Consider the following 26,237-nt stretch of genomic DNA (forward strand, 5'->3'; position numbering starts at 1 on the left):
GTAAATAATTCAAATAAATACAACTTGGTTCCTCAGCGATTCAGTTCCTCAATTACGCTAAAAAAACACTGTATCCCAAAAAAAACTTACACTCCGATAACATCGATTCTCATTTGTTAACGATACCGTTACTTATGCTCTTTTGTAGTATAACAATTCCTTAATTTTTAAATAATGCCTGTTAGTAATGAGCCTGATACTTTTGTTTTTATTAACATTTAGCTGTCATGAACTTAAAACTACCTTCTTTTTATTTGTTTATTTTATTGTTTTCATTTCCTGTAGTGTATGCACAAACTTCGGGAATTAAAGGAATTGTCATCGAAGACAAAACCGGACAACCACTACCCGGTGCTACAATAACGATACTAGGACTTAACAAATCAAGAGTGACCGATGCCGAGGGGACTTTTATGTTTTCTAAAATTGAACCCGGCACCTATGAAGTGAAAGTAACGGCTTTAACCTTTCAGGAAAAAGAAATCACAGAAGTTATAGTAATTAAAGACGAAATACTAACCCTGACCATATCCTTAGAAGAAAAGAACAATCAGTTGGATGAGGTGGTTATCAAAACGACAAAGGCTAAAGTGGAGTCGGTTAAATCGTTATTAACACAACAAAAAAACAGTGCTAATGTTTCGGATGGTATTTCGGCAGAAACCATTAAAAGAACTCCCGACAGGAATACTTCGGATGTGCTGAAAAGAATAAGTGGTGCCAGTATTCAGGATAATCGGTTTGTGATTGTCAGAGGGTTAAATGACCGCTATAATGCTGCTTTCCTGAATGGTGCCCCACTACCTAGTTCTGAACCCGATAGAAAGGCTTTTTCGTTTGATATTTTTCCGTCGAACATGTTAGATAATTTGGTTATTACCAAAACCGCTACTCCTGATTTGCCGGGAGATTTTGCCGGTGGTGTCATTCAGATTAACACGAAATCGGTTCCGGATAAAGACTTTCAGTCGGTGACTGTAGGCTCCGGTTACAACACGATTACCACCTGGAAGAATCAAAAAACGTATGAAGGCAGTGGTACCGACTGGCTGGGATTTGATAATGGTAAAAGAGATATGCCGGCTACCATTCCGAGTACAGCCGTTTTCAATGCGTTGTCTTACCAGGACAGAGCCGCCATTGCCCAATCGTTCCAATCAGATTGGAATATAAGAGATAACAGTTTTAAACCAAATACGAGTTTTCAATATTCCATAGGACGTCATTTTGATTTTAAAGACAAAGTTTTCGGAATGTTGTTTTCAGTATCCAATAGTAAAACCAACAATTACAATGAAACGGTTAGAAACGAATACGATAGACCCGATCCCGACTTGCCATCCGTATTGACTTCAAAATTCAACGATAAAAATTACAGCGAACAAGTATTAACGGGTGGCTTGGCCAATTTCTCTTTCAAGTTCAATGAAAATAACAACATAACCTTTAAAAACATTTACAGCATCAATTCAACCGATTTGGTGGTGGACAGAAGTGGGCAAAAAGATGTAACCGATACCAGAGTCATCAACGCCGATGTCAGATGGTTTACCAGCAACCGGATTTATTCAGGGCAATTGAACTTTGACAGCTATCTTCCAAAGCCAAAAATCAGGTTTACGTTTACGCCGTTTTTCAGCGATATTACCAGATCGATTCCCAATTTGAGAAGGAATATTTATTCTATTGCCAATCCCAACAGTACTGATCCCAATGAAACCATTGCCTATGCTGCCATTGCCAACAATAACGGAGGCCCTGATTATGGCGGCGGGATGTTTTTTTCGGAGAATAAAGAAACGATCAAAGGAGCCAAATTGGATATCGCTAAAAAATTCAATCTTGGGGAAGCCTCTGCCAACGAACTCAAACTGGGAGGCTTTGCGCAAAACAGAGACCGTGATTTCTATTCGCGTCAGTTGCAGTATAACACTTTGACATCGGGTGGTGATTTTGATTATAACTTACTGACGCTTCCCAATGCTACCATTTTTAACGTGGCCAATATGGGTCAGCTTTCCCCGGGAGTAAATGGATTTACACTTTTTGATTTTACCAAATTCACCGATTCTTATAAAGCTGCTTCAAAATTATATGCCGGCTATTTGATGCTTGATAACCGATACAACCGTTTCCGTTTGGTTTGGGGTGTTCGCATAGAAAATTATGTTCAAACCCTAAACTCGCGCTTAACAGAGACGGATTATTTGGCTTTGGATACTCATGAAACAGATATTTTACCTTCGGCTAATTTGATTTTTTCTATCAATAAAAAGCAAAACCTGCGTTTGAGTTATTCGAAAACACTAAACCGTCCGGAGTTTAGAGAGCTGGCTCCTTTTGGTTTTTATGATTTTACCACTCAGTTTTTTACTCAGGGAAATCCCGATTTGAAGATTGCCAAGGTTCAGAATATTGATTTGCGTTATGAAATTTATCCAGGAAAAGGGCAGTTGTTTTCGGTTTCCTACTTCAACAAAAGATTTACCGATCCGATAGAAATCCAGCAGGAAGTTAACAACAAAACAGTTACGTACAGAAATGCCAAAAGTGCCAAAAACAGTGGCATTGAGCTTGAGTTCAGAACCTTGTTAAGCTCTTTATTCACTTCGGAAAGAACGACTTTGTTTGATAATATAACCCTGTTTTCCAACATTGCCATCATCAAGTCAAAAGTGGATGTGTCCAATTTCAATTCGGCGAATGTGGATACTTCAAGACCCTTGCAGGGCCAATCGCCTTATGTGTTAAATGCCGGTTTGCAATACAGCAACAAAGATAACGGCTGGACATTTTCAACCAATGTGAACCGGGTAGGGAACAGGATTGCCTACACCGCCAGCGAAGTAGAACCGGCCATTTGGGAAAAGGCAAGAACTTTTTTGGATATGCAGATTGCCAAGTCGTTTTATAAAAACAAATTAGAATTGAAGCTAAACATTCAAAACATACTGGCACAGGATTTAATTTTTTATCAGAACAATTCCAAAAAGACAGTTAATGATCATTTAGCATTTGTTGATGTGACCAATTACATTTTCACCGGAAGTGCTGATAATGAAAACGGATACGATTCAAGTACTGACGATGTTGTATGGAGAACCAAATACGGACAGACATTCTCCCTGTCATTAACCTATAATTTTTAGTTGTATTTTTTAGCATAATCAAGGCCTTTTACAATAAGTTTTACTACCACCCATTATGTCAAAAAAGAAGAAAAAAGAAAAAAGGAAAATAGATTTTCTGGTGATTTCCGATATTCATTTGGGTACTTACGGCTGTCACAGCAAAGAGCTTTTGAAATACTTCAACAGTATCAAACCCAAAGTTGTCGTGCTCAATGGCGATATCATCGACATGTGGCAATTCAGCAAACGGTACTGGCCCAAGTCGCACATGCAGGTGATTCACAAAATCATGAACTGGGTGAACAAAGGAGTCAAAGTGTATTACATCACGGGCAATCACGATGAAATGCTGCGAAAGTTTGCCGGTCATAAAATGGGTTCGTTAGTCATCGATAATAAATTAGTCGTTGAATTGGACGGCAAGAAAACCTGGATTTTCCACGGGGATGTTTTTGATGTTACGATGCAGCATTCAAAATGGTTGGCCAAATTGGGCTCGCATGGGTATGACTTTCTGATATTACTGAATGCTTTTTGCAATTGGGTTTCGGTAAAACTGGGAAAAGGCAAAATCTCCTTGTCTAAAACCATAAAAAACAGCGTCAAAAAAGCCGTAAAATTCATCAATGATTTCGAAAAAATAGCCGCTGAGATTGCCATTGCCAATCATTACGATTATGTCATCTGCGGGCACATTCACCATCCGGAAATAAAAACGATTGCCACCGCTGATGGCGAAGTCATCTATATGAATTCGGGGGATTGGATAGAGAATTTAACGGCTTTGGAATACCACAATCAGCAATGGACCTTGTTTCGGTATGACGATAAAGATTTTGAAGAAGCGGAACACGAGGAGGAGGGATTAGCCGCATTAGATACCCATCAAATTTTCAACAAAATGTTGGATGGTTTTATGGAAACGGCCACCAAGACGGAACTAAAATTCAAAACATGAAAATACTCTACGCAGTACAGGGAACCGGCAACGGGCACATCACCAGAGCCATCGAGATTATTCCATATCTTCAGCAAAAAGGCAATTTGGACATACTGGTAAGTGGCATACAATCGGATATTGAATTGCCATTTCCGGTCAAATATAAATTGTGTGGTTTGTCTTTTATTTTTGGTAAAAAAGGCGGCATAGATTTTTGGAAAACTTTTTTGAAACTCAATTCGGGAAAGCTCTTAAAAGACATAAAATCGCTAAATGTTACCGACTATGACTTAATCATCAGTGATTTTGAACCGGTGTCCGTTTGGGCCGCCATCAAAGCCAAGAAACCTTGTATTGGGCTCAGCAATCAGGTGGTGACTTTGCATCCTTTGGCTCCAAAACCCAAAAAAGACGATATGATGGGTAAATTGATTTTACAAAATTATGCGCCCACTCAATACAACTATGGTTTTCATTTTAAACGCTTAGATGCCACCGTATTTACGCCTGTAATTAGAAAAGAAGTTCGGGAAATGACACCAACCAATGAGGGGCATTACACCGTTTATTTACCTTCCTATGATGATGTTCAGATTATCAACCGACTGAAAAAAATACCTCATGTTGACTGGCAGGTTTTCTCCAAGCACAGCAAGAAGGCTTATACTATATTTAATGTTTCCATTTTTCCAATTGACTCGCAATTATTTTTAAAGAGTATTGCGTCTTCAGCTGGCGTTTTGACCAATGCCGGTTTTGGCACTACAAGTGAAGCGTTATTTCTGAAGAAAAAATTGTTAGTCATTCCGATGAAAAAACAATACGAACAGCATTGCAATGCTGCCATGCTCAAGGAAATGGGTGTTGCAGTACTTAAGAAGCTGAGCAAAAAAAATATCGAATCCATTAGTGCCTGGGTGAACAGCGATACCATCGTTGAAGTGGATTATCAGGACAACACTGAGGAAATCATTGATTTAATTGTAAAAAATCATGTCAAAAGCAATAAAAAATAACTGCCAAATAAGTAAAGCGAATGATTTCGAAAAATCAGAATGATACCAAATTTGATATTAGTAAAAAAGATTTTGGGGAAGACTTCCTTTGGGGTGTTTCGGCATCCGCTTTTCAAACAGAAGGCGCACACGATAAAGACGGAAAAGGAGCCTCCATTTGGGATGAATTTGCAACTAAAAGAAATGCCATTGCCAATAATGATTCTCCCAAAACAGCCACTAATTTTTATGAAAACTACAAGGAAGACATTGCCATCATTAAAGAACTCGGCATTCCCAATTTCAGATTTTCATTGTCATGGTCCCGCATTATTCCGGATGGAATCGGTGAGGTAAATCAGGCAGGTATTGATTTTTACCACAAGGTTTTAGATGCTTGTATCGAAAATGGCATAGAGCCTTTGGTTACCTTATATCACTGGGATTTGCCGTTAGCATTAGAAAAAAAAGGAGGCTGGACCAACCGCGAAATCCTGGACTGGTTTACAGCCTATGTTACGGTGTGTGTCAAGGCATTCCAAAGTAAAGTAAAGTACTGGATAGTATTGAATGAACCATCTGTTTTTACGGGTGGCGGCTATTTTCTTGGAGTCCATGCTCCGGGGAAAAAAGGGTTAAATAATTTTCTGCCAGCCTTGCATCATGCGTTGTTATGTCAGGCCATCGGTTGTAAAACGATCAAACAACTACAGCCCGAAGCTCAGGTGGGTACTACGTTTTCCTGTACTTATATCACTCCAAAAACCTATACCGAAAAAGACATAAAAGCTGCCGAGCGGGTGGACACCTTACTAAATAAAGTATTTATAGAACCTTCCTTAGGGTTGGGTTATCCGGTTAAGACATTGCCTTTTTTGAAACATATTGCCAAGTATTTTAGAAAAGGTGATGACGAGTTGCTGCAGGCAGCGTTTGATTTCGTTGGGTTGCAAAATTATACCAGAGAAGTAGTGGCGCATAATTCGTATGTTCCCTACATCAATGCCAAGATCATTCCGGCTCATAAAAGAAACGTTAACTACACAGCGATGAACTGGGAAATTTATCCTAAATCTATCTATTATATGATTCAAAAGTTTAGTCAATACGATGGAATTCAAAAGCTACTCATCACCGAAAACGGCGCTTCCTTTTTTGATGAAGTAAAAAGGGACAGCATCAGCGACAAAGAACGAACCGACTATCTCCAATCATATTTGCAACAAGTATTGTATGCCAAAGAAAGTGGCGGCAAAGTGGCTGGTTATTTCGTTTGGTCGCTAACCGATAATTTCGAATGGGCCGAAGGATACAAGCAACGCTTCGGATTGGTACATGTTGATTTCACTACGCAAAAAAGAACCATAAAAAACTCCGGATATTGGTACCGGGATTTTTTAGCAAACCCATTAGGAGGTATTTTGTGAGAACCGCTTTATCATTGAATTTCCCCATTTCAGAAGCAATTAACATTAAATAAACATATAGCTGGCTACTACTTTACAAACCGTTTTAAGTGCCAAACTATTCCTTAACTCAAAAATTATTTTTTAGTAATTCCTCATTTACAACTAGTTGTTTTAGTGGTTTTAAGTTTGCCTTGTCTAACAACAAAAAACACTTTAACAATGAAAAAAAATTATTTTATCGCGGTATTGGCTTTAGTAGTCAATTTTGTGAGTGCTCAGATTGAGCCAACTTCTTATCGTGGTGCTTTTGCACCTGCTCCTACAGCCATGTGGACGGATTCATGGACCAACTGGGATCCGAAAAATGAAACCTATCCCGATGCTGCTACGGTAGTTAATGTGACTACAAACATTACGACTAATACTACCTGGACGACAGGGAAGACGTATTACATTACCGGTCTTATTTATGTTACCAACAACGCTACTTTAACAATCCAACCAGGCGTAATTGTTAAAGGTGTTTTTTCAAATACCGGAACGGCTTTGGTAATTACTAAAGGAGCTAAATTAAATGCTGTAGGTACAGCGGCCAGCCCGATTGTATTTACATCGGCTAAAACAGTGGCACAAGGAAGAAGTGCCGGAGATTGGGGAGGTATTATTCTTTTGGGTAAAGCCGGTTTCAATTTAAACAATGGTGTGAATAATATCGAAGGAATCACAGCCACTGTTAATACGGAATACGGTGGAGGTGCTTTGCCAAAGGATACTGATAGCTCAGGATCTTTAAAATATGTCCGAATTGAATTCGGAGGATTTGTATTTTCTCCAAACAACGAAATCAACGGGTTAACCTTTGGTGCCGTTGGTAGCGGAACGTCAATTGATTACGTTCAGGTTTCTTACTCAGGTGATGATTCATTCGAATGGTTTGGTGGTGCCGTAAATTGTAAACATTTAGTGGCTTACAGAGGTTTAGATGATGATTTTGATACGGATAACGGGTACAAAGGAATCGTTCAATTTGCTTTAGGGATAAAAGATCCGCTTATAGCTGATAATCCTGCTATTTCTACTTCAGAAGGATTTGAATCGGATAACAACGCTTCAGCTACTGTAGCCGCTACAGGGTACGATAATACTACGGCTATATTTACAAACTGTACATTAGTGGGTCCGGCCTTACGCGCTACGTTAGCTCCAACGGCTACTATAGCTGCCGGTCATGCCAGAGCTTTGCGTTTGAGAAGACTAACACAATTGAAAGTGTACAATTCCATTTTTATGGATTTTAAAAACAATTATTTATTCTTAGATGGTACAGCTGCTAATGCTAATGCAGGATTATTAAAGTTCAAAAACAATATCATTGCCGGAACTCCTGACGCTACTTATACTGGAGGTGTTAATCCAACGTCTCAAAATTCTTGGTTTACAGCTAACAGTAATAGTTTCCAATCATCAAGTACAGGATTATTGACATTGCCTTACAACGCTGCTACTAATACCTATTTAGGATTAGATTACAGACCTGGAACAACTTCACCAGCTTTCTCTGGTGCTGACTTTTCCGATTCTGCTTTAACCGCTTATATTGTTACCGCTACCGGTACTACTCCTTTAGTCAATAATGTTTCCTATTGTAAAAAAGATATAGTAGCTCCATTAACAGCTACCTTAACCACAACAGGTGTTTCTTTAAATTGGTATGCTGCAGCTACAGGCGGAACTCCTTTAGCCACAGCTCCAACCCCTCTTACTACTACAGCCGGAACAAAAGATTACTGGGTTTCTCAAATCAGTAATACAGGAATTGAAAGCGCCAGAGTTAAAATTACAGTTACTGTAAATGATTTGCCTACGGAAGTTTTAGGAGCTATCACAGGAACAGGACCAGAAGGTTCAGTGTCTGCTGTAGCTGTTGGTAAATATGTGGGGACTACAGCTCAATTTACTTATACTATTCCAGCTTTCGTAAATAGTTCACTTTCTTATTTATGGACTGTGCCATTAGGAGTTAATATCGTTAGTGGTCAAGGAACAAATTCCATTACCGTTAACTATGCTAACGTTTCTTATGGAGCCGGAACTGTGGGGTCTATCCAATGTCAAGCGGTTAATGCCAGTGGTTGTAAAACCGGAGCAAAAGTTTTAGCCATTACCAAAGCTTTACCTAAAGCACCGGCTTCAATTAAAATATTGAATACTAATGAAGGTTATCCAACACCGGCCATAGCCATCACTAAAATTGGACCTTATCTAGGGACAAATACAATACTTACTTTAACGGCAGGTGCTTCAATTGATGGAACTTCATTCAAATGGGAATTGCCAACAGGGGTTACCTTATACATTCCAAGTGGTGTTACTCCCGTAATTACTAATGTTACTTATACTGCTGAACCATTTTTTGCACCAGGTTCAACGCCTTCTACAGTAGGAACTAAATTTTGGGTAGTTACTTATAATGCTTATACATTTGATGTTAATGGTGTTTCAACTACCGTAACTACATCAACAGCGGTTCAAAAAATAGTTGGTTCAGGAGCTTACGGCGCCACAACTAGTGCTCCTTATGCTCCCTATGGAACTGTTATTACAAGTGATCAAAATTCCATTTTGGTTTCATTTGCCGGAATTACCAGTCCTACTACAAACAACACGTTATATTTAGGTGTAAAAGCTAAAAATGGTGTTGGGTATTCGGTTACCAGTAATGCCACTAATACTGATGTTGTTGCCAATAACAACATATCGGGATTATATAATCCAACTTACACCGAAGCTTATACCGCACCGGTACCACCTTCTACTAATGCTACTTCAACTTATTCAGCAACAGGAATTACACCTTCTCTTGCTAAATTGTTAAAAGTAACAGCTGCACTTCCTACAGCTCCTACTGCAGTTGCCGGTCAAATTATTGGTTTGTGTGGAGGAAATACTTATTCCTATTCAATAACAACCGCTAACTATAAAACGGGAGCAACAGGCTATAGTATTACTGCTCCAACGGGTTCAGTGGTTACTTCGGCAAGCAATTCTTCTAATGCATCCAATGTATTAACAACTACTGATGCTACTTTTTCAGTAACTTATCCAATCGGATTCACCGTTACTACTACAACAGCAATTCCTGAAAAATCATTGGTAATCTATTCTCGTAATGTGGTTGGAGCAAGTCTTTTGGCCAAAACAATTACACTTAGTACTTCAATGGCAGCTATCGGAATAGCTACGGGTTCAGCAGGGATAACCTCATTTACCAGATGTGCTACACAAACTTTCACTATTCCTGCAGCCATCGGGGCGACTAGCTATACTTGGACTCCGGCTAATGGTGCTGTAATCGTTAACGGTCAGGGAACGAATACTGTTGAAGTTGATTTTTCTGCTGTCCCTACAACGGTTACTAAAACCATATTGAAAGTAGCTGCCTTAAATAGTTGTGCTATTTCCAGCACTGCTAAATCAATTACATTGCTAAGTGTTGCTTGTGGTGCCAAAACGGATAGAGCCGATGTTGCTGTAAATAGCACCATTGAATTATATCCAAACCCTGCTTCAGATTCGTTCAATATTGATATGACTTTAGCAGGTAATGATGCAGTAACCATGTCAATTATTACTATTGATGGTTCAGTAGTGAGTACCAGAAAATTGGAGGTTACCGAAGGATTTAATACAGTAAACGAAAACATTTCTTCTTTAAGAACCGGAATTTACTTTATCCAATTGGTTAACGAAACTACTAATGAAACTATCGTTAAAAAGTTAGTTAAGAAATAAACTCGATATAATACAGAGTTTAAAAGGGCGCTATAAGCGCCCTTTTTTTATTAGTTACAACTCATCCCAAAAAAATAACACTTCGGTAATCTTAAATTGTATAGTTTTAACGTTTGATGAATCTTTGCAGCATCAAAACACAAACTTATGAAGTCTTTTTACTCTTTTCTACTTCTACTGTTAGCCCTTACCGCCAACGCACAAAATACGATTTCCGGAACGGTAGTGGATGAAAAAAACAAACCAGTAGTTGGTGCCAATGTCTTTATTGATGGGACTTATGACGGAGCGTCGACAGATGAAAACGGGAAATTCAGTTTTACTACCGATGCCAAAGACAATCAAACGCTGGTAGTAAGTTACCTGGCTTTTGAAACGTTGAAAGTTCTGATTGATGCCAACAATTGCAAAGACAAAACCTTCAAACTCAAAGAAAGTGTCAATTCGCTGGATGCTGTGGTGGTTACTGCCGGAACGTTTAGTGCCGGAGAAAAAAGCAGGGTTTCGGTATTGAAACCTTTGGATATTGTTACTACAGCCGGTTCGGCCGGAAATATTATTGCGGCTTTGCAAACCTTGCCGGGAACACAAACAGTGGGCGAGGATGGAAGACTCTTTGTTCGTGGTGGTGAAGCCGATGAAACCCAAACCTTTGTAGATGGTATTCGGGTGGCCCAACCCTATGGAGCGAGCACCAACAACCTACCAACTCGCGGCCGTTTTTCTCCGTTTCTGTTTAGTGGCATTTCATTTTCTACCGGTGGCTATTCCGCGGAATATGGGGAAGCTTTATCGAGTGTGTTATTGTTAAATACGCAGGACGAAGCTGATCAAAACAAAACCGATATATCCTTAATGACGGTGGGGTTAGGCTTGAGTCATACCCAAAAATGGAAAAAAAGTTCCTTGAGTGTGAATACCGCTTATATCGATTTAGCTCCTTATCAGGTAGCCATTCCTCAGAATGTGGATTGGAATAGACCTTACCAGTCGCTTTCGGGAGAAACGGTGTATCGCTATAATTTCAATAATGGAATCTTTAAAATGTACGCTGCTTTTGATGCTTCCCGCTTCGATTTGAATCAGGAAGATATCAATCAGCCCGAGAAAGTGCGGGTGAATTTGAATAATAATAATTTTTATTTAAATACTTCCTATAAAGGAAATTTTGGAGGCAACTGGCAGTTGTTTACCGGTTTGAGTTATGGCTATGGACAAAATAAAATTGACATCGATGCCAACCGAGTGAACAATGCTGAACACGCTTCGCACATGAAACTGAAACTGACGAAAAAGCTTTCCGACAGAGTAAAACTGAACTTTGGTACCGATTATTTCATTACTAAATTCGATGAAGATTACAACACAACTTTCAGCAGCGGTTATGATGCTGATATTGCTGCGGTGTATACCGAAGCTGATATTTTTTTTTCGAAAAACTTTGCGGCAAAAGTAGGAGTGAGAGCTTCGAATAACAATTATATCCGTGAAAATAGTATTTCGCCAAGAGCTTCGGTTGCTTATAAAGTCTCGAAAAACAGTCAGTTCTCTTTTGCTTACGGAAACTTTGAACAGGCACCCAAACAAGAGTATCTGAAATATTCGAACGACTTCAAAACCGAGAAAGCCGCGCATTACATTTTGAATTACCAATACGTAAAGAAAAACAGAACGCTGCGTACTGAAGTATATTGGAAAGCCTACAGCGATTTGGTAAAATACGACACGCCAAGAGCCCAATACGATTCCCAGTTTTCCAATGCCGGAACCGGTTTTGCCAAAGGCTTGGATGTGTTTTGGAGAGATGGCAATTCGATTAAAAATTTAGAGTACTGGGTTTCGTATTCCTACATTGACACCCAAAGAGAGTATAAAAATTACACCGCTGAGGTTACGCCGAGCTTTGTATCCAAACACAGTTTGTCCTTAGTAACCAAATACTGGATTCCGGATTGGAAATCACAAATAGGATTTACGCATCAGTTCAACACCGGGAGACCTTATAACAATCCGAATGAGACGGTTTTTATGAACGGGAAAACTAAAGTTTATAACAGCTTAAGCTTTAACTGGGCGTATTTGCTGACGCAACAAAAGATATTGTATTTTTCGGTTTCCAATGTTTTAGGAACACAGAATGTCTTTGGCTATGATTATGCCAACACACCCAATGGCAGCGGAGTTTATGACCGAAAAGAAGTTACGCCAACGGCAGATAGATTTTTCTTTGTTGGTTTCTTTTGGACTATTAGTGATAATAAGAAAGATAATCAGTTGAAGAATCTTTAAGGTTCTAAGTAAAAAAACTCAGTCCAAAAAAACAGTTCATCCGTCAAAAACAACAATTCGGTCACTATAAATTTTATAAGAATAAAAACCGAGATACTTTTGAAGTATAATTAACAATAAGTTTCAATCACAAAATCAATACAACAATCTTAAACCAAAACAGTATGAAAGCACTAATTACCGCATTTACATTTTTTATCTGTTCGTTACTAAACGCACAAACACAGTTTGAACAAGGCATGGGCAAAGCTATGGGACTTTGGAAAGAAGGAAAAACAGAAGAGGCTTCGGCTTTATTTGAAAGAATCGCTTCGGCTGAAAAAACCAATTGGTTACCGAATTACTACGTAGGCATGGTCAACGTTACGGCAGCCTTCAATCCGGCGAACAAAGACAAAGCGCCGGCTCTGTTAGACAAAGCCCAAACGGCGGTAGACAATGCCAGTGTCATCAGCCCGAATAATCCTGAAATCATCGTGTTGCAGGCGCTATTGTATACGGCTTGGTTGGTACAAGACCCAATGACCAATGGAATGAAATATTCAGGAAAAGTAATGGAAGAATATTATAAAGCCTTAGCGCTGGCTCCGGAGAATCCAAGAGCCGTTTTTGGGAAAGCCGATTTTGAAATCAATGGTGCCAAATGGACTGGTGCCGATGTTAAAAAGCTATGCAAAGAAGTAGAACGTTCCATCGATTTATTTGCTAAATTTAAACCGGAAGGACCGTTTTATCCAAATTGGGGATTGGAAAGAGCACAGGAAACCTTGAAAAACTGTAAATAAGAACAACTAACTTTAAAATCAAATACTCATGGAAAATCAAAACAAAGACAACAATAAAATAGCCGGGTATATCTTCGTAGGTTTTATGTTCGTTGGAATCGGAATAGGGATGGCATTTCATAAAGCAGGCATCGGAACGATGGTGGGCATGGGAGTAGGTTTTATCGCCTCGGCCATTTACAGAGCAGAAAAAAACAAATAAGACCACTATGAAATTCACCATAAAAGAACTACTCAGATCATTAGGAATCGGCTTAATTATTTTCGTAATTATTATTTTGCTGAACCTTATTTATGGTGAAAAGTTAGTAATTGACAGCCATTTGGGTGTTCGCTTTTTGTATACGATTTTGTACTCTGTTTCGCTTGGGTACTCTAATCAATGGCTGTTTGTTTATTTGGATAAAAAATTTGCCAATGAGCGATTTACCGCCAGGCGAATACTGGTTGGTTTTTTTGCCTCTTTTATCATGACCTTGGGCGTTATTTTCTTATTGCGAATTCTAGAGGATGTTATTATAGAAGGAAACACTTTTGAGCAATATTGGGCCAACGAACATGCTGCCAATTATGTTTTTGCTACGGTAATGACTTTTATTATACTCGTTTGTTTTTATGCTTTTTACATTTACAAAGCCTATACCGAAAACAAGGTTAAAGAGCAAAAAATCATTGCCGGAACCGCTTCGGCACAGTTTGAAAGTTTAAAAAACCAAATCGACCCACATTTTCTGTTCAACAGTTTGAATGTACTGAGTTCGCTAATAGAAGAGAATCCGGATAATGCTCAAAAGTTTACCACTTCCTTGTCTAAAATCTACCGCTATGTGTTGGAGCAAAAGGACAAAGAATTGGTCACCGTTCAGGAAGAATTGGCTTTCGCCAAAACCTACATGAACCTGTTAAAGATGCGTTTTGAAAACAGCATTACTTATGAGGTGTCAAGTGATTTTGATAATCCTGAGGCTAGAGTAGTGCCGCTATCGCTGCAATTGTTGTTGGAAAACACCATCAAACACAATGTGGCCAGCGAACAAAAACCATTGCACATTAAGATTTATATTGAGAATAATTATCTGATAGTAGAAAACAATTTACAGAAGAAAGAAGTGCTGCAGGATAGGCGAGGTGTAGGATTGCAAAACATAGTCAATCGGTACGGACTGATATCCGAACGCAAGGTGTTGATCGAAGAAACGGCTGATTGCTTTAAAGTCAAAATTCCGATACTAACCAAACAAATCGCTTTTATGGAAACGCAAAATATCTATAATGAAAATATGGCTTTCATGCGGGCCAAAGAACGTGTGGAAAAACTCAAAGGATTTTACGGCAACTTAATTTCGTATTGCTGTGTGATTCCGGTGCTGATTTTTATTAACCTAAAAAGTGGCGGATTTCAATGGTTTTGGTTCCCAATGTTTGGTTGGGGAATGGGAGTAACATTTCATGCTTTAGAAACCTTTGGTTACGGCAAATCATGGGAAGAAAAAAAGATTCAGGAGATTTTAAACAAAGACAAACAAAATAAATGGAAGTAATCATGGAAGAGAAGTATCAGGAATACGAAAGATACCAACGGGCTAAAAAGCAGGTGGACGAAATCAAAGGGTTTTACGGAAACCTAATTTCCTATGTGGTGGTGAATTTGTTTTTGTTATTCATCAATTTGAAATATTCACCGGAATATTTGTGGTTCTTTTGGCCGATGTTGGGCTGGGGAATCGGATTGTTATTCCACGGTATGAAAGCATTCAACTACACACCGTTCCTTGGAAAAGATTGGGAAGCACGAAAACTGAAAGAATTTATGGACCAAGAAAAACAACGCAACCATGGAAAATAGACTCACGCCCGATGAAATCAAATACCAGCAAGCGCTCAAACGGGTAAAGAAAATCAAAGGCTTTTATACGCATCTAATCGTTTATATTGTCATTAATACGATGATTATTGTAACCAAGATTGAGTTTGATAAGGGACAATGGAGTTTTGAATGGCGTCATTTATCAACTGCCCTTTTTTGGGGAATTGGTTTGCTGGCTCACGGACTTTCCGTTTTTACACCAACCTTTATCCTGAATAAAGACTGGGAAGAACGAAAGATAAAAGAACTCATGGAAAAAGAAAAAAACAATAAGTGGGAATAACATTTTCAAATTGACATGAACATCATTATCATTGAAGACGAAAAGCCGGCAGCCCGATTACTGCAACGCAAAGTAGAGAAACTTGGCTTGCAGGTGAATACGTTGTTGCATTCTGTAGAAGAAGCCATTCATTGGTTCAACACCAATACGCATCCTGATTTGATATTTCTCGACATTCAACTTTCGGATGGTTTGTCGTTTGAAATTTTTGAAACCATTGACATTAAAAGCGCTGTGATTTTTACCACAGCCTATGATGAATATGCGTTGCGAGCCTTCAAATTAAACAGCATTGATTATTTATTAAAACCGATAGACGAAGACGATTTGGAAACGGCAGTCAATAAATTCAAAGCCCGAAATATAACAGCGCCCAACCTGTCGCTCGATTTTGAAATGATCAAAAAAATGTTGGTCAACCCCATAGACCGAACTTATAAAAAGCGATTCACCATCAAAATGGGACAACAACTCAAGATGATTACCATTGATGAGGTGGAATGTTTCTACAGTGAAAACAAAGGAACTTATCTGCATACATTTGACAACCGTGATTACTTATTAGACAACACTTTGGAGCAACTCGAAACGGAACTCGATCCAAAAGAGTTTTATCGCGTAAGCCGAAAATTCATAGTCCCTATGAAAGCCATCAAAGAAATACAACTTTACAGCAACTCCAGACTGAAAGTCATTCTTCCCACCTACAAAGACGATGAGATAATCGTTGCCAGAGAACGTGTGAATGATTTTAAGGAATGGCTGGGGTAAGACTGTTAAAGTGTTGGTAAAATTTTGTTAACTAGCTTCTTGGCTTTATTTTAAGTTGTTAAATTCGTTAAGGGTTATCCTTTTTGATTGCCCTTTTTTAATAACATGAAGCTACTTTACCTTTTGTTTTTCGGATTAATCACTATTGGAACCACTGCGCAAAACGTGGCAGTTTATGATACTTATGCTGCTGCCGAAAAAGCCATTGTGCAAGACGATTCGACTATTTATGTGATCAACTTTTGGGCCACTTGGTGTGCGCCTTGTGTTAAAGAATTGCCTTCTTTTGAAAAACTGCATCTCGAAAATAAAAGCGTAAAAGTCATCTTAGTCAGTCTGGACAGTAAAAAAGATTTAGAAAAAAAACTGCTTCCTTTTTTGAAAAGAAAAAACATCACCGCCGAAGTTGTGCTGCTTGATGATAAGGATTATAACACTTGGCTTCCTAAGGTAGATAAAACTTGGTCGGGCTCTATTCCCGCCACTTGGATGGTGCAAGGCAAACGGAAACTATTTGCGGAGCACGATTTTGAAAGTTTTGCCGAACTCAACGATTACGTTAACTCTTTTACCAACTTAAATAAATAAGATATGAAAATCATTCCTCTTTTTGCTGTTTTGGTTACCTCTTTTTTAGGAACGACACTGCCTGTGGCCGGTGGGTATGCGCCCGGTGACAAAGCCACCGATTTTAATTTGAAATCTGTTGACGGAAAAATGCACCGTATGGCTGATTACAAAGATGCCAAAGGTTTTATTGTGGTTTTTACATGTAACACTTGTCCGTTTGCGGTAAAATATGAAGACCGGGTTAATGATTTGGCTAAGAAATACAAATCGAAAGGGTATGTGCTTTTAGCGATTAATTCCAATGATCCCGAGGTACAGCCAGATGATACGTTTGCCCTGATGCAAAAGAAAGCCAAAACCAAAGGCTTTGTTTTTCCTTATTTGGTAGATGAAGGCCAGAAAATATATCCGCAATATGGCGCGACTAAAACACCACATGTATTTTTGTTGGATAAAAATTTGATAGTAAAATACATCGGAGCCATTGATGATAATGCTGATGATGCTTCGGCAGTAAAACAACATTATCTGGAAGACGCCATTGCAGCTTTGGAAAATGGAAAAGACCCATCACCAGCGGTGACGAAAGTCATAGGTTGCTCGATAAAAGCAAAGAAAGCGTAAGCAAAAAGGACTTCAACTGAAGTCCTTTTTTTTTGTAATAACTAGTGAATAAAGCTTTTTCGAATACCTATCAAAGCCAATATCAACAGCGTGTAGGCTATGAAAAACGGTACGATTAATTCTATCCAACCCATGGGTAGCATTACAGCTATAATTAACAATTGAAAGCCCAATCCGTATAAAGACAGTAAGGTCATGAACCAGTTAGGGAATGTTTTTACTTTGTAGGCTTCAGGATCTAAAGCGTGAATGATTTTATCAAAAGTACCGTAAACGACGGAGTAAATTCCAAATAAAATATTAACCGATTTCTGAGTTTCCCCTGGCAAGGCTTTAGGTGTTTTGTATTCAAATACTTTACTGGTACTATCGCCACCAACCGATTTATTTCTTAAAATCACATAGTAGTAATTGTATAATGTTCCTTGAAGTTGTAGGCCAATGAAGGCCAGAAATGTGAACCAAACTGTAGTTTTGGAAACATAACAAATCGCCATTAAAAACAAGAAATTCAACACTATATCAAATACGCTGTCCAAATACCTCCCGAAATAAGAAGGGGTATTTTTCAATCGAGCCAATTCACCATCGGCAGCATCAATTCCTGATTTTAGTACTATGAAAAAGGCTGCCGCATAATACTGTTGTTGCAAAATGCAATAAATGGCAATCAGTCCGGAAAGCCCAAAAAGTAGGGTTACATGAATAGGAGTGAAGCGGGTATTTTTTAACTGATTGGCAAAAAATCGCCCGAAAGATCTTCCGTAATCTGATAAATCTAAAAATTTATCCTGTGTAGCAAGTTTAGACATTTAAGTTATAAACAAGGAATTGCGACAATATAGTCTGGGCAAGCGTATTATTTTGATAATCGATGTAACGTATAGGTCATCGCGGTTAGTAAAAAGAACGCCATCACTTGGTGTGTCAATCCCAACCAAAGCGGAACGCTATACAATAGTGTAAAAACACCTAAAGTGAATTGTAAAAATACAAGGAAAATCAAAGCATTCAATCCGTTTTGCTGTGGTTTCGAAAGCGTATATTTTTTACTTTTAAAATAGAGGAAAACAATCAAACTTACTACTACATAAGCCATTGTTCGGTGAACAAATTGCACGCCACTTTTGCCTTCTGTAAATCGGGCTAACCAGGTATCTTTTTCCAATGTGATACTGTCGTGAAAGAACTGTCCGTCACTCATAAGCGGCCAATGGTTATGAATCAATCCGGCATTTAATCCGGCCACGAAACCGCCGTAAATAATTTGTATTAAAAGAAATACTAATGTAATTCGAGCCAATTTTTTTAAAGGAACAATGACCTGATTTTTTTCAGGATACATTAAATCTAAGGCTACCCAAAGCGTGTAAGCAAAAGTGATAAAGGCAAAAGTCAAATGCAATGACAACCGGAAATGACTCACATCGGGATTGTCAACCAAACCGCTTTTCACCATAAACCAACCAAAAAAACCTTGTAGGGCACCCATTCCCAGAAGGACATAACATTTGTGTAAGGTGTCTTTGTCGATTCGTTTTTTGATTAAAAAATAAACAAAAGGCACTAAAAATACCAAGCCGATAATTCTGCCGATAAAGCGGTGAAACCATTCCCAGAAATAAATGAATTTGTAATCCGCTAATTGGAAATTGTTGTGAATATTGATTTTCTGGTATTCAGGGAATTTCTTGTATGCCTCAAAAGCCTGTTGCCAAGCTGCATCACTCAGCGGAGGAAAAGTATCGGTTACCAAATGCCAGTCGGTCATCGATAAACCGGAATTCGTCAAGCGGGTGATACCGCCAACGACCACCATTACAAACACTAAAACACAACCGGAAAGTAGCCAGATGATTACTGATTTATCTTTTTTCATTATATAAAAATGTTTTGCAAAATTAACTAATGATGATGCAAATTTCTGCTTCAACAAAAGTTAATCTAATATCAATTTATTTTACTTTCTTCAACCCCATTTTCTCGGCTTTCGCCAAAACAAAATCATAAGCCGCTTGGTATTCATTCGGAATTTCTCCTTCCAGTATGGCTTCTTTTACGGCTTCTTTCAACACTCCGATTTCGCGGGAAGGTTTTAAATTAAAGATCTCCATAATTTCTTCCCCACTGATAGGTGGTTGAAAATTACGAACGTGATCGCGTTCTTCGACTTCAATGATTTTACGGCGAACGATATCAAAATTGTTGTGGTATTTTTTAAACTTCGTTGGGTTTTTGGTTGTGATATCCGCTTCACACAACGTCATTAGGTTATCCACATCTTCACCGGCATCAAACACCAAACGGCGCACCGCTGAATCAGTCACTATATCTTCCGAAAGCACGATTGGTCTTGAGCTAAGCATGACCATTTTTTGCACAAATTTCATTTTTTGATTCAATGGCATGTGTAATCTTTCGAAGATTTTCTTAACCATTTTGCCACCAAGAAATTCGTGTCCGTGAAAAGTCCAGCCTTGTTTTTTATTGAAACGCTTTGTTGGCGCTTTGCCAATATCGTGCAACAAAGCCGCCCAGCGCAACCAAACATCATCGGTATTTGGACAAATATTATCTACGACTTCGAGTGTGTGATAAAAGTTGTTTTTGTGCGTATGACCTTCGATTTCCTCTACGTTGTTCAGCGCAGTTAATTCGGGAAGGATAAGTTCTAAAAGCCCGGTTTTGTATAAATGTAAAAAGCCAATCGATGGTTTTTCAGTAGAGAGAATTTTATTCAGCTCATCCACAATCCTTTCACCGGAAATGATTTTGATTCGGTCTTTATTTCGTTCAATGGCTGCCAATGAATCAGCTTCAATCGTGAAATTCAATTGCGTCGCAAACCGAATGGCACGCATCATCCGCAATGGATCATCCGAATACGTAATATCAGGATTCAAAGGCGTTTTGATGAGTTTGTTTTTCAAATCGGTTAAACCATTGAACGGGTCAACCAAATCGCCATAAGTATTTTGATTCAATGAAAAAGCCAAGGCATTGATGGTAAAATCGCGCCGGTTTTGATCGTCTTCCAAACTACCGTTTTCTACAATGGGATTGCGGCTGTGTTCGGCATAACTCTCTTTTCTCGCGCCAACAAATTCAATATCAATTTCCTTGTAGCGCAACATGGCGGTGCCATAGTTTTTGAACACCTGTACTTTGGGTTTGTGTGGTAAGAGTTCTGAAACTTTTAAGGCTAAGTCAATGCCAGAGCCAATGGCAACAATATCAATGTCTTTTTTAAAATCGCGCTGTAGCAGATAATCGCGGACAAAACCGCCAATCACATAGCTTTCGAGGTTAAGTTCCTGAGAAGCTTTGGAAACGATTTCAAAGATTTTATGGTCTAATGCTTGTTTGTAATTCATGCTGTTGTATGTGCAAACCGCGACTGCGACAGAAAACTATTTTCTAATGATTTTCACTTGATTGTCTAGCGAAAGTTTGATTATCGTAGACGGTTTGTCGCAAATTTTGTCGTGCTGCAAATTTACTACATAGTCAACACCTTTTATAATTTCGGGTGAAATTTCTTTGAAAGATTTTGGCGTAAACATTCCGGAAATATTAGCGGAAGTCGAAACCAACGGTCTTTTCATGCGCTCCATCAGTTTGAAACAAAATGGTTCTTTGACGATGCGCACGCCAAGGGTTTTATCTTCGGCAATGATATTTGAGGCTACATTTCGCGGATTATCCAGGATTAGCGTAGTTGGTTTTTCGGATAAATCCAAAATTTGCCAAGCCGTTTCCGGAATGTCTTTGAAGACGTTGTACATCATTTTTTCGCCATTCATCAGAACGATCATGCTCTTGGTTTCTTCGCGTTGTTTTAAGGCGTAGATTTTTTTTACGGCTTCCACATTCGTTGCATCGCAGCCAATGCCCCAAACCGTATCGGTAGGATAGAGGATGATGCCGCCATTTTGAATGACTTCGAAAGCTTGGTGTACTTCGGTGTTGATGTCGCTCATGATTTTTTGGTTTTAATAAAGTTCATCATCGGCAATTCTATGTATTTAAAAGTTAACTGACTTAGGAATAGCAAAGGTATTACAGTCAATGCAATAATGCCCCAATATTCCGGATTACTCAATTTGGCGGCACTTTCTATGCCAATGATTCCATAAAAAATGATGAATAATAGCGTTCCGTGAATCAAATACAAACTATAAGTGACTTGCCCAAATTTCCGCGAAAGCGAACTGGTCAGCAAACCAAAAAAGGAATTTCCGGAAGCTATGATGATAAAAAACAGCGTTGAGATAATGATGGGAATCGGTTTTCTGCCGCTTTCAAAAAAGCCAACGGAGCAAGCCAGTAATGCTAAGGCTATAAAGGTAAAAACAGCTTTTTTTAGTATAGGTTTTAAATCAAATTTCTTTAGTAAAACCGCTGCTAGTATTCCGCCGATAAAAGGCATAAAGTGGCGGATTGACGCTTGATTGATATAAAGAATCAATAAGAAAACAACTGTAAATAGCGCTACTGTTTTCGGCTTGACACTTTTGCGCAACAGCAAAGCGAAAACGGGTAATAAAAAGTAGAACATCCATTCATAAGGCAATGTCCAGGTAACTCCCGAATTCATTAGGAAAGTGTCTTTGAAACCATTGATGTCTGTCGTGCCATCTACAGTAAAAAAGAGCCAGGAACCTGCACTTTTCAGAATGTTTAAAAAACTGTCCTTTTGCTCCCAATGCGTATAGCAACCCACCATCATAAACACAACCAAAACCACAACAATGTACATAGGGAACAAGCGAAAAAAGCGGGCTTTTAAATAATGATTCCAATCAAAATCGGTTTTACTTTCGAGTACTTTGGTGATGAACAGGAAAGCCGTAATGATAAAAAACAGCACCACGCTCGTTTGTCCGAAATGGGTAAATAAATTAGATTTTGGATCATTCCATTCCTTGGTTTGAAGATATTGTTGCCAAATAAAGCTGTGATGCAGAAAAACAAAAAATGCCAAATAGCCGCGAACACCGTCGATTTCAGGATATTTCACCGGAAGTAAATCGAGTTTTATCAGCTTGTTTGTTGCAATAATGGTGGCAAACAAAACCATGAAAACCGGAATCAGACAAAGGTAAATGTTGTCACTCATGCTTATAATTTTTTCCCGAAAATGACTTGGTCAACCCAACCCTCCAAAGTGTATTTGTAGAAAACAGCTTCCGGAAGTTTTTCGTATTCGTTTTTAAAGAAATCAGCCGGAATGCTCGGATTTTCTTCGTCTATGACCAAAATATTATTCGGATTGTAAAAATCATACGTAACGATTTCGGGATTGGTAGTAATCAATTTTTTCTCCAAACCCAAGCTTTCCAAAGCTCGAAAAGTGAGTCCTTTTTGCCCGTGCCGATTGATATCCAGCAAGGTTTTAGAAGCCGCAATCAATTGCGTCATTTCGTCTAAAGATACTTTGGTAGTGAAAAATTCAATGTCGTCGGATTGTGCAGATTGGTCTTTATCCAAAACCATAAACTTGTAGTGAATGTTTTTCGACTTCAGATCTTTGGCAATTTTCAGCAAAGTGCTCAACCGTTTGTCTTTGGAACTGATGTTGAAAATATCGTATTTTAAATCGGTTTTTGTTTCCGGTTTTTGGGTGTAAATCCAATTGGGTGCGAAGTTCAAATGGAACGTTTTGCAGTCCTCTTTTTCAAAGGAAAACACCGTGTCAAAGCAGGGAATGGCTCTTTTTATTTTTGGACAACGGTAAGTGTTGTCGTTAAAATAACCAATGGATTTGGTGGTGAATTGCTTTAATTCTTTCAGGTATTTTGGGTCGATAAAATCACCTTTGATGGTTAGAATAATATCGTGTTTGTCGCCAATGGCTTTGATTTTTTTGATGATTTCCTGTCCGTAGTAAATGTTTTTGATGTTCTTTTTCAGAAAGGTTTTCAGGAAAAAATTGTACACTTTATAAAGCGGATTCGGGTATTTGTAACTAAAACTGTGAAAATCGATGTGATTGACTTCGTGTCCTCGTTGCTCCAACGTGGTGGCAATGTGTTTGTTCAATCCCCAATTGTCAAAGCTTATCAGTGTAATTCTCATGTTCCCAAAATAAAATGTCTACAAATATAATTCATATCTTCCCGAAAGTGATATTTGAGTACAAATTTGGAAAAGAAAACTAAAAAATTCTATATTTGAAAAAATAAAAAACACCAATGGATTACGATAACAAACCCAGTCATTATTATAGTAAAGTTCGCTACGAAATGTTGAAATACCTGCCAAGCGATGCGAAAAGAATCCTGGAAGTTGGCTGTGGGAATGGTTGTTTTATCGAAGAAATCAAGAAAACACATCAAGGCGAATTTTGGGGAATTGAAATGATGCCCGATGAAGCGGAAGCCGCCAAAAGCATTTTAGATAAAGTGTTTGTTGGTTTGTGTGAAGATTTTATTGACGATTTACCCGATAATTATTTTGATGCCATTTACTTCAATGATGTGTTGGAACACATGTTTGATCCGGGTAGTTTTTTGGATAAACTGAAAAGTAAATTGACGGACACTGGCGTGGTAATCAGCTCTATTCCGAATATGCGTTACCACAATGAATTGTTTAAATTAGTGATTGGCAAAGACTGGAAATACTGCGATCACGGGATTATGGATTTTACGCATTTGAAGTTTTACACGCAAAAAAGCATCCGTAGAATGTATGAAGAAGCGGGCTATAAAGTCAAAATCAACGAAGGGATTAACAGAACCAAATCGATAAAACCGTATTTGTACAACATTCCGTTTTTCTTTACCCAACTTGACATTTTCTACCTGCAATACGCCACGGTAGCTTCCAAAAAATAAGCTTACTTTTTAACGAAAAAGCGATTCATTTCGCTCAAGCCTTCGGTCACTAAGTCGTAGTTGATGTTCTCGTCTTTGAGCGGATTCAGCATGCCGTCAGTTACATCAAAAAGCCCAGAAGGATAAATGTTGGTAATCTTATTCTTTTCGATAATGGCAAACTTTTGGTTGTAGCCACAAATAAAGTAATCGCGTTTATTCGGAATAAATAAATCTCTCCCGAAGCTGAAATCTTTCAAGTCGTTTTTCACACCCAGATAATCTTTCAGTATGGTTGCGGTTATGTCATAATGAATGGTTTGGTGCGTAAAGGTTTTAGGCGCTTTCGAGGCATCAAAAATCATCATTGGCGTTCTGATTTGGTATTTCGAGAAGTTGCCACCGTGCTGCCAATAGCCTTTTTTGCAGTCGTTGAATTCCTGACCGTGATCTCCGGTGATGACAATTAAAGTGTTGTCTAACATTCCTTTTTTCTCCAGTTGTACCAATACTTTTCCAATTAATTCATCAATATAATGCAGTGAATTCAGGTAACGATTGTACAGTAAAGCCGGGTTGTAATCATCATCCATTTCCAGATAATTGACTTCGGCCAGTGATGGTTTGAATTTCAGATTATAGTTTTTCGGAATGTCAAAACCGTGAGCCGAATCGTAGAACAAATAGCCAAAGAAAGGCTTCTTAGGATCGTGTTTTTCCAAAGCCGCCATCCATTCGTTGTTAATGGTCAAATCCCTGTCGGATGGATTTTCGCCTTTAGAGGAAACTCTTAGATTCGGAACTTTGGCAAAAACATTTCTGTTGAATGGTGGATTCTCCAAGCCAGAACTGCCATAAATCAGCAAATCATATTGTTGTTTTTGCAATTCATTCATAAAAACTGGCGCAATTTCCTGACCGGTAAAAGTGTCAAAATACGTCGCCGGAATACCGTAAAATAAAGAGAAAACGCCTCCAGTAGTCATATTAGAACCGCTAATGTGATTGTCAAATAGCTGGCATTTTTTGGAAAACTGATAAATATTTGGCGTAATAGCTTCCGTCATGCAATTGTAACGCCAAGTATCTACAATCAAATAAAGAATATTTTTGCGAGTTGGCGAAGTTTCTGAAACTATTGGATGCAACGGATAATTCACCGTTTTATTACTGAAATCTGTGTTGGTTAATTCCTTGTTGCGTTTGGCTTTGGCTTCGTCTACCAAGCCCATAGAATCCAATAAATCATCAGCCGTAAGGGGGTAAAAAACCGGAAATACATTTTTCACCTGCGTCACCGGACGGTAATAATTGGCGTCCGACCAGGCATACACAAAATTGCTGAAAAGTGTAGCAAAAACGAAAAAGGCCAAGGTAGCTTTGATTCGCAACTTTATGTCTTTGGCAATGGCTTTTTTGGCCAAAAAGAAAAAGAAAAACTGCAATCCAATCAATCCGGCCACAAATAAAACAGCAATAATAATGTTGATGGCAGAGAACTGAAAGATATCACCGGAGCGTTTTCCAAAAACCAGTTTCAATACGATGGGCGAAATGTGATACCGGAATTGCCCGAAAATCGTAGAGTCGATTTGAATAATCAAAATCACCAGAACCGAAAACAGCATGTGTATGCCTTTGGTTAATCGCTTGGATTTGGTCAATAATAAGGTCATTAAACTCAACAAAATCGGCAAAGCACCCAACAGGAAAAAATGGCTGAAGGTGGTGATGGTTAAGTAAAACTTGGTAAATAAAGTATCGGCATTTTCAAAAAAAGCGCTGTATTTTTTGGAAATAATCAGCAGGACGATGACGTTAAAAATAAAAACAACGTAGAGCTGTTTTTTCAGGTTCTTTTTTTCAATGTCCATGTAAAGTCTGTTAAAAAAATCTTAAATTTAATTTGCAAATCTAATTAGTTATTTTGAAAATTATCTAATTAAATTTGTAAAAAAATATT

22 protein-coding genes are annotated in these 26,237 nt (G+C 38.5%); 15 read left to right on the forward strand and 7 right to left on the reverse strand.

Translation table 11 applies throughout. From position 1 onward, the window contains the following. Window positions 1-227: 227 nt before the first annotated feature. The 14 genes from V7D82_RS06390 to V7D82_RS06455 all read left to right on the forward strand — a co-directional run bounded on the left by V7D82_RS06390 (window position 228) and on the right by V7D82_RS06455 (window position 17,456). Window positions 228-3,149 carry a TonB-dependent receptor gene (locus tag V7D82_RS06390; RefSeq protein ID WP_333600145.1) on the forward strand — a complete coding sequence of 974 codons (2,922 nt, stop codon included), beginning with the start codon at window positions 228-230 and terminating at the stop codon, window positions 3,147-3,149. Between the two features lie 55 nt (window positions 3,150-3,204). Continuing rightward, window positions 3,205-4,089, forward strand: a complete 885-nt coding sequence (locus tag V7D82_RS06395) for a UDP-2,3-diacylglucosamine diphosphatase (protein ID WP_333600146.1) — start codon at window positions 3,205-3,207, stop codon at window positions 4,087-4,089. Next, window positions 4,086-5,087, forward strand: coding sequence for a glycosyltransferase family protein (locus V7D82_RS06400; RefSeq protein WP_333600147.1), 1,002 nt, complete (start codon window positions 4,086-4,088; stop codon window positions 5,085-5,087). The genes V7D82_RS06395 and V7D82_RS06400 overlap by 4 nt, the downstream gene beginning before the upstream one ends. Window positions 5,088-5,107: 20 nt before the next feature. After that, window positions 5,108-6,493: a GH1 family beta-glucosidase gene (locus tag V7D82_RS06405; protein WP_333600148.1), complete on the forward strand. Its 1,386-nt coding sequence runs from the start codon at window positions 5,108-5,110 to the stop codon at window positions 6,491-6,493. 201 nt (window positions 6,494-6,694) lie between these two features. Continuing rightward, window positions 6,695-10,267 carry a T9SS type A sorting domain-containing protein gene (locus V7D82_RS06410; RefSeq protein WP_333600149.1) on the forward strand — a complete coding sequence of 1,191 codons (3,573 nt, stop codon included), beginning with the start codon at window positions 6,695-6,697 and terminating at the stop codon, window positions 10,265-10,267. 147 nt (window positions 10,268-10,414) lie between these two features. Then, complete coding sequence (locus V7D82_RS06415; RefSeq protein WP_333600150.1) at window positions 10,415-12,556, forward strand: TonB-dependent receptor; 2,142 nt, start codon at window positions 10,415-10,417, stop codon at window positions 12,554-12,556. Window positions 12,557-12,720: 164 nt separating this feature from the next. Further along, window positions 12,721-13,341: a tetratricopeptide repeat protein gene (locus V7D82_RS06420; RefSeq protein WP_333600151.1), complete on the forward strand. Its 621-nt coding sequence runs from the start codon at window positions 12,721-12,723 to the stop codon at window positions 13,339-13,341. A gap of 28 nt (window positions 13,342-13,369) precedes the next feature. Beyond that, window positions 13,370-13,543 carry a hypothetical protein gene (locus tag V7D82_RS06425; protein WP_333600152.1) on the forward strand — a complete coding sequence of 58 codons (174 nt, stop codon included), beginning with the start codon at window positions 13,370-13,372 and terminating at the stop codon, window positions 13,541-13,543. Between the two features lie 7 nt (window positions 13,544-13,550). Then, window positions 13,551-14,882, forward strand: coding sequence for a 2TM domain-containing protein (locus tag V7D82_RS06430; RefSeq protein WP_333600153.1), 1,332 nt, complete (start codon window positions 13,551-13,553; stop codon window positions 14,880-14,882). Next, entirely contained in the window at window positions 14,873-15,187 is a 315-nt protein-coding gene (locus V7D82_RS06435; RefSeq protein ID WP_333600154.1) for a 2TM domain-containing protein, read from the forward strand. The genes V7D82_RS06430 and V7D82_RS06435 overlap by 10 nt, the downstream gene beginning before the upstream one ends. Then, window positions 15,177-15,491, forward strand: coding sequence for a 2TM domain-containing protein (locus tag V7D82_RS06440; RefSeq protein ID WP_333600155.1), 315 nt, complete (start codon window positions 15,177-15,179; stop codon window positions 15,489-15,491). Before V7D82_RS06435 ends, V7D82_RS06440 begins: the two co-directional genes overlap by 11 nt. Before the next feature lie 15 nt (window positions 15,492-15,506). After that, window positions 15,507-16,262, forward strand: a complete 756-nt coding sequence (locus V7D82_RS06445; protein ID WP_333600156.1) for a LytR/AlgR family response regulator transcription factor — start codon at window positions 15,507-15,509, stop codon at window positions 16,260-16,262. A gap of 105 nt (window positions 16,263-16,367) precedes the next feature. Then, entirely contained in the window at window positions 16,368-16,850 is a 483-nt protein-coding gene (locus tag V7D82_RS06450) for a TlpA disulfide reductase family protein (protein ID WP_333600157.1), read from the forward strand. Between the two features lie 3 nt (window positions 16,851-16,853). Then, window positions 16,854-17,456, forward strand: a complete 603-nt coding sequence (locus V7D82_RS06455) for a thioredoxin family protein (protein WP_333600158.1) — start codon at window positions 16,854-16,856, stop codon at window positions 17,454-17,456. Between the two features lie 41 nt (window positions 17,457-17,497). Here the strand turns inward: V7D82_RS06455 and V7D82_RS06460 are convergent, their stop codons facing one another. The 6 genes from V7D82_RS06460 to V7D82_RS06485 all read right to left on the reverse strand — a co-directional run bounded on the left by V7D82_RS06460 (window position 17,498) and on the right by V7D82_RS06485 (window position 23,534). Continuing rightward, window positions 17,498-18,268, reverse strand: coding sequence for a CDP-alcohol phosphatidyltransferase family protein (locus tag V7D82_RS06460; RefSeq protein ID WP_333600159.1), 771 nt, complete (start codon window positions 18,266-18,268; stop codon window positions 17,498-17,500). 47 nt (window positions 18,269-18,315) lie between these two features. Continuing rightward, a complete protein-coding gene (locus V7D82_RS06465) occupies window positions 18,316-19,338 on the reverse strand; it encodes a COX15/CtaA family protein (RefSeq protein WP_333600194.1) in 1,023 nt (340 codons plus the stop codon). A 73-nt stretch (window positions 19,339-19,411) separates the two neighbouring features. Next, a complete protein-coding gene (locus V7D82_RS06470; protein WP_333600160.1) occupies window positions 19,412-20,830 on the reverse strand; it encodes a CCA tRNA nucleotidyltransferase in 1,419 nt (472 codons plus the stop codon). Between the two features lie 36 nt (window positions 20,831-20,866). Then, complete coding sequence (locus tag V7D82_RS06475; RefSeq protein WP_333600161.1) at window positions 20,867-21,436, reverse strand: L-threonylcarbamoyladenylate synthase; 570 nt, start codon at window positions 21,434-21,436, stop codon at window positions 20,867-20,869. Beyond that, entirely contained in the window at window positions 21,433-22,575 is a 1,143-nt protein-coding gene (locus V7D82_RS06480) for an acyltransferase family protein (protein ID WP_333600162.1), read from the reverse strand. Before V7D82_RS06480 ends, V7D82_RS06475 begins: the two co-directional genes overlap by 4 nt. 2 nt (window positions 22,576-22,577) lie before the next feature. Further along, window positions 22,578-23,534 (reverse strand): hypothetical protein, encoded by a 957-nt coding sequence (locus tag V7D82_RS06485; protein WP_333600163.1) that lies wholly within the window; start codon window positions 23,532-23,534, stop codon window positions 22,578-22,580. A 116-nt stretch (window positions 23,535-23,650) separates the two neighbouring features. Between V7D82_RS06485 and V7D82_RS06490 the strand changes: the two genes are divergently transcribed. Beyond that, the gene (locus V7D82_RS06490; RefSeq protein WP_333600164.1) at window positions 23,651-24,295 is read left to right on the forward strand and encodes a class I SAM-dependent methyltransferase; all 645 of its coding nucleotides are present in this window, start codon (window positions 23,651-23,653) and stop codon (window positions 24,293-24,295) included. Window positions 24,296-24,297: 2 nt separating this feature from the next. Here V7D82_RS06490 and V7D82_RS06495 read toward each other — a convergent pair whose 3' ends face one another. Continuing rightward, on the reverse strand, window positions 24,298-26,148 hold the full coding sequence (locus V7D82_RS06495) for a DUF3413 domain-containing protein (RefSeq protein ID WP_333600165.1): 1,851 nt from the start codon (window positions 26,146-26,148) through the stop codon (window positions 24,298-24,300). Between the last annotated feature and the right edge of the window lie 89 nt (window positions 26,149-26,237).

It is taken from the genome of Flavobacterium sp. (assembly GCF_036741995.1).
Lineage (GTDB): Bacteria > Bacteroidota > Bacteroidia > Flavobacteriales > Flavobacteriaceae > Flavobacterium.